An 11,761-nucleotide genomic window follows, 5' to 3' on the forward strand; every position below is an offset into this window, starting at 1 on the left:
ACCCCCGCACAGCCGACGCCGGCGAGCATGCCCAAGCCGGGCGTGCGGCTTGGGCATGCTCGCCGGCGTCGGCTGTGCGGGGGTTGCGCTGGCCTTCTCCTCGGGGGCGGGCGCCGTTGCCTGCTCGGTGGTTTCGTTGGTGTTCTCGGGTGCGATGACGGTCTCGTCGCTCATGGCCAGCTCCTTTAAGCTCAGGTGGTAGAGAGGGCTGTGGAACGCGCCGCCACCGCCTGAGACCGGGCCGGCGTTTTCCGCAACCTCCCTTATTATAGGGAACCGTGGCTAAAGGCGCATCTATTTCAGGATTTCCAGAGTGGCTCCCCTCTGAACGTGTTGTGGAGCAGCGTGTCATCGACACGCTCCGTAAAGTGTTCGAGCTCAACGGATTCATCGGCATCGAGACCCGTGCCGTGGAACAGGGTTCCAGCCTGCTCAAGAAGGGCGAGACCAGCAAGGAGATCTACCTGCTGAGCCGTCTGCAGGAGGTCGGCCAGGAGAACGACACCCCGGTCGAGGAGCGTCTCGGCCTGCATTTCGATCTGACCGTGCCGCTGAGCCGGTATGTGGTGGAGCATTCGGGTGATCTGGCGTTCCCGTTCAAGCGTTGGCAGATCCAGAAGGTGTGGCGTGGCGAGCGCCCGCAGGAGGGTCGTTTCCGCGAGTTCGTGCAGGCCGACATCGACGTGATCGGCGCGGGCGACCTGCCGGACCATTACGAGGTGGAGCTGCCGCTGGTGATGGTGGCGGCGCTGGAGCGTCTGCGCGCGTTCGGTCTGCCGAAGGCGACCGTGCATGCGAACAACCGCAAGCTGTCCGAGGGCTTCTACCGTGGTCTGGGCCTGACCGACATCGAGGGCGTGCTGCGTGAGATCGACAAGCTCGACAAGATCGGCGCGGACGAGGTTGCGAAGCTGCTGGTCGAGGGCTGCGGCGCCGACGAGTCGCAGGCGCGCGCCTGCCTGGAGCTGGCCGAGCTGACCGCCGCCGACGGCGCGGAGCTCGCCGAGCGTTTCGACGCGCTGTGCGCGGCGCACGGCATCGCGACGGATTCGGAGGCGTACGCGCTGGCCCGTCAGGGTCTCGACACGCTGGCGATGATCGTCGACGAGGCGGCGCGCATCCGCCCGGGCTCGGTGATCGCCGACCTGAAGATCGCCCGCGGTCTGGACTACTACACGGGTTCCGTCTACGAGACGTTCCTGGACGGCGCCGCGTCGCTGGGCTCGGTGTGCTCGGGCGGCCGCTACGACAATCTCGCGTCGCAGGGCAACCGCAAGTATCCGGGCGTGGGCCTGTCGATCGGCCTGTCACGCCTTGTGTCGTACATGCTGCACACGGCGGGCGCGCACGCGAACCGCGTGTCGCCGGCGTGCGTGCTCGTGGCCGTGTGGAACGAGGCCGACCGTGCCGCGTCGAACCGCATCGCCGGCGAGCTGCGCGCGCGCGGCATCGCCGCCGACGTGGCGCCGACGGCCGCCAAGCTCGGCAAGCAGATCAAGTACGCCGACAAGCTGGGCATCCCGTACGTGTGGTTCCCGGCCGACGCCGCCGACGAACAGGCCGTGGACGAGGTCAAGAACATCGTCACCGGCGAGCAGACGCCGGCCGACGCCCGGTCGTGGGAGCCGGATAGCGTGTACGCTCGGCAGACCGTTGCAATCGCCTGATTTCCAAGGCCGGATCGTAAGGAAAGAGGAAGCATGAGCCAGCAGACGGCTTACAGAACACATCATGCCACCGACGTGACCGAGGCGCTCGTCGGGCAGAAGGTGACGCTCGCGGGTTGGGTCGACCGTCGCCGCGACCACGGCGGCGTGGCCTTCGTGGACCTTCGCGACACCACCGGACTGGTGCAGGTCGTCATCTACGACGAGGAGATGGCGCGCCCGCTGCGCTCCGAGTTCGTCGTGCGCGTGACCGGCGAGGTCCGCCTGCGCCCGGAGGGCAACGAGAACGAGCATCTGGCGACCGGCCGCATCGAGGTCGTGGCCGAGGAGATCGAGATCCTCGCCAAGTCCGACGCGCTGCCGTTCCAGGTGTCCACCGCGCTCGAGAACGAGTCGGAGAACAAGCTGCCGGGCGAGGACGTGCGACTCAAGTACCGCTACCTCGACCTGCGCCGCCCGTCCATGCAGCGCAACATCAAGCTGCGCTCCGACATGGCCCGCGCCGCCCGCAAGGCCCTCGACGAGATGGGCTTCACCGAGGTCGAGACGCCGACGATGATCAAGTCCACCCCGGAGGGCGCGCGCGACTTCCTCGTGCCGGCCCGTCTGGTGCCGGGCTCCTGGTACGCGCTGCCGCAGTCCCCGCAGCTCCTCAAGCAGCTGCTCATGGTCTCCGGCGTCGAGCGCTACTACCAGATCGCCCGCTGCTACCGCGACGAGGACTTCCGCGCCGACCGCCAGCCCGAGTTCACCCAGCTGGACATGGAGATGGCGTTCGTCGACCAGGAGGACGTCATGGCCATGGCCGAGAAGGTCATCGCCGAGATCTGGAAGGCCGCCGGCCACGAGGTCCAGCTGCCGCTGCCGCGCATCACCTGGCAGGAGGCGATGGACAAGTACGGCTCCGACAAGCCGGACCTGCGCTTCGGCAACCCGCTGATCGAGCTGACCGAGTTCTTCAAGGACACCCCGTTCCGCGTGTTCCAGGCCGAGTACGTGGGCGCGGTCCTGTTCAAGGGCGGCGCCTCCACGCCGCGCCGCCAGTTCGACGCCTGGCAGGAATGGGCCAAGCAGCGCGGCGCCAAGGGCCTCGCGTACGTGTCGTTCGCCGAGGACGGCGAGCTCAAGGGACCCGTCGCCAAGAACCTGTCCGACGAGGAGCGCGCCGGCCTGATGGAGGCCGTGGGCGCCGAGCCGGGCGACGCGGTGTTCTTCGCCGCCGGCCGCCGCGAGTCCGCCCAGACGCTGCTGGGCGCGGTGCGCGTGGAGCTGGCCGACCGCGCCGGCCTGCTCGACCCGAACAAGTTCGCGTTCACGTGGGTCGTGGACTTCCCGCTGTTCAAGTCCACCGACGACCCGGATGACGACGACGTGGCCGTGGGCCACTCCAAGTGGACGTCGATGCACCACCCGTTCACGATGCCGTCGAAGGACTGGATCGACACGTTCGACCAGGATCCGGCCCACGCGATGTCCGACTCGTACGACATCGTGTGCAACGGCAACGAGATGGGCGGCGGCTCGGTGCGTATCCACCGCGACGACATCCAGGACCGCGTGCTCGACGTGCTGGGCATCAGCAAGGAGGAGGCCGACGAGAAGTTCGGCTTCCTGCTCGAGGCGTTCAAGTACGGCGCCCCGCCGCACGCGGGCATCGCGCTCGGCTGGGACCGCACCGCGGCCATCCTCGCCGGCGCCGATTCGATCCGCGACGTCATCGCCTTCCCGAAGGCCGGCGGCGGCCGTGACCCGCTGACCGGAGCCCCGGCCCCGATCTCCGAGGCGCAGCGCGCCGAGACCGGCGTCGACTACGATCCGGACGACGAGGACTGATCCGCTAGTCCGTGCGTTGGCCCGTACGCCGATGCGACGGGCCGACGAGACGATGACGAAGGCCGCCCCGAGTGGGCGGCCTTCGCCGTATCCGGGGGACGTCTCGGCGGGTCGGAACCGGATGTCGGCACGGCCGCGTGCAGCCGTCGGACGATGTTCATCGTCCGTTCACCGACGATCGGAAAACGGCATGGCCGACGGCGGTAGCGTGGAATCATGAAGCACATATGGCAACGCATCCGGACCGCCTACGTCAGTCTGGTCCCGGAAGCATGGACGTATCGCATCTGCGCCGCCGTGGCGGTCCTGTCGGCGCCGATCATAGGGCTGGTGCGCCTGTCGATGCTGGGGTGACCGCATGCCGGTCCCAGAATGTGGATATCGCATATCGGGACGGACGGGGTCCGGTAACACGCTGCCGGTATACTGCCGCCTATGGTAGATAAGAAAGAAGAAAGCAACGACCTGTCGCGCCCGAAGGCGCCTCTGGTGCCGGGCGTCGAATACCCGGACCATCCCCTCGTCGAACTGACCCACGTAGACAAGCACTTCGGCGACCTGCACGTCCTCAAGGACATCAACCTGACCGTCAACAAGGGCGAGGTGCTCGTCGTCGTCGGACCGTCCGGCTCCGGCAAGTCGACCATGTGCCGCACCATCAACCGTCTGGAGACCATCGACTCGGGCGTCATCCGCATCGACGGCAAGCCGCTGCCCCAGGAGGGCAAGGAGCTGGCCGAACTGCGCGCCGAGGTCGGCATGGTGTTCCAGTCGTTCAACCTGTTCGCCAACAAGACCATCCTCGAGAACGTGACGCTCGCCCCCATCAAGGTGCGCCATATGGACCGCAAGGAGGCCGAGGACCTGGCCATGGACCTGCTCGGCCGCGTCGGCGTCGCCTCCCAGGCCAACAAGATGCCCTCCCAGCTCTCCGGCGGCCAGCAGCAGCGCGTCGCCATCGCGCGCGCCCTCGCCATGCGACCCAAGGTGATGCTCTTCGACGAGCCGACCTCCGCGCTCGACCCCGAGATGGTCAACGAGGTGCTCGACGTCATGGTCGAACTCGCCCGCGAGGGCATGACCATGGTGTGCATCACGCACGAGATGGGCTTCGCGCGCAAGGCCGCCGACCGCATCGTGTTCATGGCCGACGGCCGGATCCTCGAGGAGAACGCCCCCGACGAGTTCTTCGAGCATCCGCAGACCGACCGCGCCAAGGACTTCCTGTCGAAGATCCTCACCCACTGAGGAGGCGCCCCCGCATGATCGCAACATCACTGAAACGGGCGGCGACCCGCGCGGCCGCCGCCGTATGCGCGCTCGCATGCGCGTTCTCGCTCGCCGCGTGCGGCTCGGACGAATCCGGCAAGATCCGCATCGGCATCAAATTCGACCAGCCGGGCCTGGGCTTCAAGAAGTCCGGCACCTACGTCGGCTTCGACGTGGACGTGGCCAAGTACATCGCCAAGAAGCTCGGCTACTCCGAGGACCAGATCATCTGGAAGGAGGCGCCGTCCAAGCAGCGTGAGGCCATGCTGCAGAACGGCGACGTCGACATGATCCTTGCCACCTACTCGATCACCGACGAGCGCAAGAAGGCCGTCTCGTTCGCCGGTCCGTACTTCGTGGCCGGCCAGGACCTGCTCGTGCGCAAGGACGACGATTCGATCAAGGGCCCCGAGGACCTCAACGGCAAGCGCCTGTGCTCCGTCACCGGTTCCACGTCCGCCGCCACCGTCAAGGAGAAGTTCGCGTCCGAAGTGCAGCTCATGGAGCAGCCCGGCTACGCCGAATGCGCCACCGCGCTGTTCTCCGGCATCGTCGACGCGGTCACCACCGACGACATCATCCTCGCCGGCCTGGCCTCCGCGTCGCGCGGCAAGCTCAAGGTCGTCGGCTCGCCGTTCACGCAGGAATACTACGGCGTGGGCATCAAGAAGGGCGACACCGAACTGGCCACCAAGATCAACTTCGCCATCGCCGAAATGGTCAACAACGGCGCATGGGAGCGGGCCATCCAGGACAACACCGCCGGCACCGACTACACGCCGAACCCCGAGTACAACCCGCCGACCGCGAACGAAGGGGAGGAGCTGTGATGAACGGATTCACGGAACTGCTCGCCCAGTACGACGTGCTCGGCGCCTTCCTCGTCAACATCGAACTGACCCTGTGGTCGGCCGCGTTCTCGATGGTGCTGGGCGTCATCCTCGTCATGATGCGCATCTCGCCCGTCTCGTCGCTGCGGTTCATCGCCGGCGTGTACGTGGAGCTGTTCAAGAACCTGCCGCTGACCATCATCATGGTGTTCATGGTGCTGGGCGCCTACGCGCAGCTCAAGCTCAGCTTCTCCGACACGTTCTCGACGAACTTCTTCTGGCTGGCCGTCACCGGTCTGAGCCTGTACACCGCGGCGTTCGTGTGCGAGTCGCTGCGAAGCGGCATCAACACCGTGCCGGTCGGCCAGGCGGAGGCGGCGCGCGCGCTCGGCCTGGGATTCTTCCAGTCCGCGTCGCAGATCATCCTGCCGCAGGCGTTCCGCGGGTCGGTCGCGCCGCTGGGCAACACGCTCATCGCGCTGCTGAAGAACTCGACCGTCGCCGCGGCCGCGTCCGTCTCGACCGAGACGTCGTCGCTCATGAGCGAGATGATCGAATTCCGTCCCGACGTGATCATCCAGATCTTCCTGATCTTCGCGTTCGGCTACGTGATCCTCATCATCCCGATCGGCATGCTGACCACGTTCCTGTCCAACAAGCTCGCCGTCAGGAGGTGACCGATGGCTGATACGTCCAATTCCGTGCTGTTCGACGCGCCCGGCCCCAAGGGACGGCGCACCATCCGCATCGCCAACTGGGTGGCCGGCATCGTGTTCGCGCTGATCGTCGTGCTCATCCTCATGCGGCTGCACAATCCGCCGGACGGCGAGAACCAGCTGTCGTGGGAGCTGTGGAAGCCCGCCGTCGAACGCGAGGCGTGGACCGACTTCTACCTGCCCGGCCTGTGGATGACCGTCAAGGCGACCGTGCTCGCCGTCGTCGGCGCCGTCGCGTTCGGCCTCGTGTTCGGCGTCGGCCGACTGCTGCCGAACCCGCTGCTGCGCGCCGTGTCCGCCGTGATCGTCGAATTCTGCCGCGCCGTGCCGGTGCTGCTCATGATGATCTTCTTCTGGCGCTGGTTCGCGTTCGCCGGCCTGCCCAGCCCGTCCTACTGGGCCGTCGTGCTCGCGCTGGTCCTGTACAACGGATCCGTCGTGGCCGAGCTCGTGCGCTCCGGCGTCGGCAACCTGCCCAACGGACAGCGCGAGGCCGCCGTCGCGCTGGGCCTGACCGAAACCCAGTCGCTCATGCAGATCGAAGTGCCGCAGGCCGTGTTCGCGATGCTGCCGGCCGCCGTCACGCAGCTGGTCGTCGTCCTCAAGGACACCGCGCTCGGCTCGATCATCATGTACACCGACCTGCTGCAGGAATCGCGCCGACTCGGCTCGATGTACTTCAACATCCTGCAGACGCTCGTCATGGCCGCGCTGATCTACTTCGTCGCCTGCTGGCTGCTGTCGCGACTGGCCGAATGGCTGCCGTCGCGCATGCAGCAGCGCACCGCGGCGCCGGCCGAACCCGAGCCGGTCGCCCCGATCGCGATCATGGACCCGTCGAACGTCAACCAGATCGCCGTCGCGAAGGAAGTCAAGGAGCTGCCGTACGGCGGTGCGCCGCGCAAGTACCACGTGCACCACCGCGGCACCAACGCGTCGATCCACAACTGGCGTCGCACCCGCTACGAGCAGGGCTACGACGAGACGCATCCCGAATCGCAGGTCGACCCGCTCACCGGCGAGTTCCCCGCCGCCGTCAAGGCGGTCCGGGACAAGGACAGGCCGGGGCTTCCCGGCAAACCCGGCAAGCCGGGACGCAAGCCGTCTGCCGGCGACAAGCCGAAGCAGGCGTGACGCCGTGAAGTGACGAAGGCCGGGGCCGATCCCCGGCCTTCGCCGTATCCGCCGCGTCGCAATCCGCATACGGACGTTGTCTTCCGTACCGATTGCGACGCTGGGGGCGTGTGTTGCGTCGTGATTCGTATGCGGAGGGACGATGATATGCGGATTGCGACAGTGCGGATTGCGACGCCGGGGACGTGCGTTGCGTCGGGATTCGTATGCGGGACTGGTCTGGTGCGCGGATTGCGACGCTGCGGACCTGTGTTGCGTCGGAATTCGTATACGGGGTGGGTTTTCTGTGCGGATTGCGACGCTGGGGGCGTGTGTTGCGTCGTGATTCGTATGCGGCGGGACGATGATGTGCGGATTGCGACAGTGCGGATTGCGTCGCCGGGGACGTGCGTTGCGTCGGAATCCGTATACGGGGTGGGTTTTCTGTGCGGATTGCGACGCTGGGGGCGTGCGTTGTGTCGGGATTCGTATGTGACGGGACGATGATGTGCGGATTGCGACGCGACCCGGCACGGTTCGGCGCGGTTGCCGCCGTGGCGGCATCGCGGCCGTACAATCATGGCATGGGCAAGGACGACAAGCGCGTGGATCGTGCGCTGAAGAAGGCGCGCGAACGCATCGAGACGATCGACGACGGCACGACGATGGCGGAACGGCTCGCCCGCGCCGCCAAGTCGAGCGAACTGCTCAGCGCCGTATGGACGCTGCCGCCCGCCCAGCGGCTCATGTTCCATCCCGGCGTGCAGGTGGGGCGCGTCGACGGGGACTCGACGCCCGGATTCGGCGGCGGCAAGGACGAGGCCGAACGGTTCATCGAACTGAGCTCCACCGAGATAGCCCGCTATCAGAGCCTGCTGTACGCCAACGGGGCGCGCGGGTCGCACCGGCGGCTGCTGATCGTGCTGCAGGGCATGGACGCGTCCGGCAAGGGCGGCATCGTGCGCCATGTGTTCCGGCAGGGCAATCCGATGGGCATCCACTACCACGGGTTCGGCCGGCCCGAAGGCGAGGAGCTGGAGCACGACTTCCTGTGGCGCGTGCGGCGCGAACTGCCGCGCGACGGCTGGATCGCCGTGTTCGACCGCTCCCACTACGAGGACGTCGTGATGCCGCGCATCGGCGGCACGCTCGACGAAGGGGCGCGGCAGGCGCGATTCGACGTCATCAACGCGTTTGAACGGGAGCTTGCGGCCGACGGCTGCGCGATCGTCAAGATCTTCCTCGTCGTCAGCCGCGACGAGCAGCGCCGCCACTTCCTCGGGCGGCTCGACGACCCGGAGAAACGCTGGAAGTTCGACCCGTCCGACCTGGAGGCGCGCGAGCGCTGGGACGACTACATGGCCGCCTGGCAGGAGACGTTCGAACGCACGTCCACACCCGACGCGCCCTGGTATCTCGTCCCCGCCGACAACCGCTGGTATTCGCGGGCCGTCGTGTCCGAGCTGCTGCGCACCACGCTGCGCAACATGAACCTCACCTGGCCGGGACTCGCGCCCGGCGTCGACCCGGACGAGGTGCGCCGGCGGCTGGCGGCGGACTGACGCTCTGCCCGGAGGCTGGTTCCGCCGTCGTTGTACCGGTACATATCGGCTGATCGTTCCGTTGCCGTGGAAGCGTGAATTGATTAATCATGGCGGCGTCATTATTGTATGTAACGGTACATAAACAGAGTGCCGATGCCGACGGTGAATCATCGGCGATCGGCGGACGCGGCGATGAAGGGCGGACGATGACGACGCTGAACACGAATCCCGACGGTGCGGGGCTGCCGGATCCGGACCACGGTGCGCCGGCGGTGCGCTGGCAGGCGACGATGATCGGCGGCCCGGATGACGCCGTGGCCGTGGACCCGGCCGACGCCGGCGGCGAGATGCGCCGGCCGCCGGTCGTCCGCTGCGACTTCGACGTGACCGGCACGCCCGTCGCCGCGCGGCTCCACGTGAGCGCGTGGGGCCTGTTCGAGGCGCGGCTCAACGGCGGCCGCGTCGGCGGCGACGTGCTCGCGCCCGGATGGACCGTGTACGACCGTCGCCTGCCGTACTGGACGTACGACGTGACCGACCTGATCCGCCCCGGCGCGAACGTGCTGGGATTCTGGCTCGGCGACGGCTGGCATCGCGGCCGGATCGGCTTCAACGGCGGGCGGGCCGACTGCTACGGCAGCCGGCTGGGCGTGATCGCGCAACTCGAGATCACCGACGCGGACGGCACGGTCGCGGTCGTCGCGTCGAACGCCGACGACGGACGCTGGAAGGCCGGCTACGGGCCGATCATGGCCAGCGGCCTGTACGAAGGCGAGACGTTCGACGCGCGCGAAGGAGCCGCCCCGTTCTTGGCCGCCGCGCCCTCCGGCCGCTGGAAGCCGGCCGAACGGCTCGACTTCGACCCGACGATCCTGTACCCGGCGAACGAGGCGACCGCCGTGCACTGCATCGGCGAGCATCGGCCGGCCGCCATCACCCGGCTGGCCGACGGCGGCCGGCTCGTCGACTTCGGCCAGAACTGCACGCAGCGCATCGTGCTGACCATCCCCGCGCTCGAACTCGGCCATGCGATCGACATCCGCCACGTCGAGGTCCTCAACCCCGACGGCACGCCGGCCACACGGCCGCTGCGCCGCGCCATCCAGCACGACCGCTACGTCAGCGACGGCCGACCCGCCGTATGGGAGCCGCGCTTCACGATGCACGGCTTCCGATACGCGCTCATCGACGGCTGGCCCGACGACCTCCCGCTCACCGCCGACGACCTGCACACGCGCGTCTACAGCTCCGCCGTGCGCCGCCTCGGCTGGTTCTCCTGCTCGGACGAACGCGTCAACCGGCTCGCCGACAACGCGCGCTGGTCGATGCTGTCGAACTTCGTATCCATCCCCACCGACTGTCCGCAGCGCGACGAACGCTTCGGCTGGACCGGCGACATCGCCGTGTTCGCCCCCACCGCTGCCTACCTGTACGATGTGGCCGGCCTCCTCGACAGCTGGCTGGCCGACGTGGCGATCGAAACCGACCGCTGGGGCACCGTGCCCTACTACGTGCCCTACCCGTTCCCCGGCTGGGGCAAGCCGGACGCGGTCGCCCTCTGGGGCGACGTCGCGACGATGGTGCCGTGGGCGCTCTACCAGGCCACCGGCGACACGGCCGCACTGCGCCGCCACCTCCCGCTCGCATGCCGGTGGACGGACCAGGTCTCCGGCCTGCTCTCGCCCGACGGCGTATGGGAGCGCCGCCCCGACGTCTGGTGCGGCCAGCTGGGCGACTGGCTCGACCCGACCGCGCCGCCGGACGACGCGGCCCGCGCGATGACCGACAAGACGCTCGTCGCCACCGCGTTCGCCGCGCACTCGGCCACGCTGACCGCACGCATGGCCGCCGCCGTCGGCGACACGGCCGCATGCGCACGCTACGACCGGCTCGCCGACCATATCCGCACGGGATTCCGTGCCCGGTTCGTGCGCTCCGACGGCACGATGACCTCGGACACGCAATGCGCGTACGCGCTGCTCATCGCCCTCGACCTGCTCGACGGGCTGGACGACGCCGAACATGCCCGCCTGCTCGACGCGGCGGGGGAGCGGCTGGCCGCCCTCGTGCGCGAACGCGACTACATGATCGGCACCGGATTCGCCGGCACCCCGTTCATCCTGCCCGCCCTGTGCGCGACCGGCCACGCGGACGAGGCGTTCTCGCTGTTCCTGTCCGACCGGTGCCCCTCCTGGCTGTACCAGGTGCGCATGGGCGCGACGACCACATGGGAACGCTGGGATTCGATGCTCGAGACCGGCGACGTGAACCCCGGCGACATGACCTCGTTCAACCATTACGCGTTCGGCTCCGTCCTCGACTGGATGCACACGGCGATCGGCGGACTGGAATCGGCGGCCGCCGGATGGCGCCGCATCCGCGTCGCCCCGCGCATCGCGGCGGCGCTCGCGCACGGCATCACGTCCGGCGACGCCGCGCACGTCACCCCGTACGGCCGGGCGTCGGTCGCATGGCGGGCCGGCGACGACGGCGCCGTCACGCTCGCCGTGGACGTCCCGCAGGGCGTCGTCGCGGAGCTGGGCGTCGACGCGCGCGTCGCGGCCGACGGGCGTCGGCTGCCGGCCGGAACCGTCCTGCCGGCCGGGCATCACGACCTGCTGGCCGGCTGACCGGACGCCCGCCGCGACGCCCACGGCGAAGCCCGAGGTGCCTCATTTGAAAATGAGCGCGTAATCCGGAGTGGTGCCTCACCTGTGGTGAGCGTGAAATCCTAGTCCGCGTCGGCTTGTGGGGTTTCGTCGTCTTCCGGTTCGACGCCCGCGATCCGG

At 68.3% G+C, this 11,761-nt stretch carries 9 protein-coding genes; all 9 read left to right on the forward strand.

Annotated features, from left to right (window positions below):
- Window positions 1-278: 278 nt before the first annotated feature.
- The 9 genes from hisS to D2E24_RS10065 all read left to right on the forward strand — a co-directional run bounded on the left by hisS (window position 279) and on the right by D2E24_RS10065 (window position 11,602).
- A complete protein-coding gene (gene hisS / locus D2E24_RS10030) occupies window positions 279-1,667 on the forward strand; it encodes a histidine--tRNA ligase (RefSeq protein WP_125969185.1) in 1,389 nt (462 codons plus the stop codon).
- 33 nt (window positions 1,668-1,700) lie between these two features.
- Window positions 1,701-3,500 (forward strand): aspartate--tRNA ligase, encoded by a 1,800-nt coding sequence (gene aspS, locus D2E24_RS10035; RefSeq protein WP_125969186.1) that lies wholly within the window; start codon window positions 1,701-1,703, stop codon window positions 3,498-3,500.
- Window positions 3,501-3,716: 216 nt separating this feature from the next.
- On the forward strand, window positions 3,717-3,854 hold the full coding sequence (locus D2E24_RS10400; RefSeq protein WP_164521097.1) for a hypothetical protein: 138 nt from the start codon (window positions 3,717-3,719) through the stop codon (window positions 3,852-3,854).
- An 81-nt stretch (window positions 3,855-3,935) separates the two neighbouring features.
- Complete coding sequence (locus D2E24_RS10040; RefSeq protein ID WP_125969187.1) at window positions 3,936-4,748, forward strand: amino acid ABC transporter ATP-binding protein; 813 nt, start codon at window positions 3,936-3,938, stop codon at window positions 4,746-4,748.
- 14 nt (window positions 4,749-4,762) lie between these two features.
- Window positions 4,763-5,599 (forward strand): glutamate ABC transporter substrate-binding protein, encoded by an 837-nt coding sequence (locus D2E24_RS10045; protein ID WP_125969188.1) that lies wholly within the window; start codon window positions 4,763-4,765, stop codon window positions 5,597-5,599.
- Complete coding sequence (locus D2E24_RS10050) at window positions 5,599-6,276, forward strand: amino acid ABC transporter permease (RefSeq protein ID WP_125969189.1); 678 nt, start codon at window positions 5,599-5,601, stop codon at window positions 6,274-6,276. The genes D2E24_RS10045 and D2E24_RS10050 overlap by 1 nt, the downstream gene beginning before the upstream one ends.
- Window positions 6,277-6,279: 3 nt before the next feature.
- Complete coding sequence (locus D2E24_RS10055) at window positions 6,280-7,449, forward strand: amino acid ABC transporter permease (RefSeq protein ID WP_241222967.1); 1,170 nt, start codon at window positions 6,280-6,282, stop codon at window positions 7,447-7,449.
- A gap of 563 nt (window positions 7,450-8,012) precedes the next feature.
- A complete protein-coding gene (locus D2E24_RS10060) occupies window positions 8,013-8,990 on the forward strand; it encodes a PPK2 family polyphosphate kinase (protein WP_241222968.1) in 978 nt (325 codons plus the stop codon).
- 188 nt (window positions 8,991-9,178) lie between these two features.
- On the forward strand, window positions 9,179-11,602 hold the full coding sequence (locus D2E24_RS10065; RefSeq protein WP_164521098.1) for an alpha-L-rhamnosidase: 2,424 nt from the start codon (window positions 9,179-9,181) through the stop codon (window positions 11,600-11,602).
- The last annotated feature ends 159 nt before the right edge of the window (window positions 11,603-11,761 follow it).

Origin of the sequence: Bifidobacterium samirii, assembly GCF_003952945.1 — a bacterium.
Classification (GTDB): domain Bacteria; phylum Actinomycetota; class Actinomycetes; order Actinomycetales; family Bifidobacteriaceae; genus Bifidobacterium; species Bifidobacterium samirii.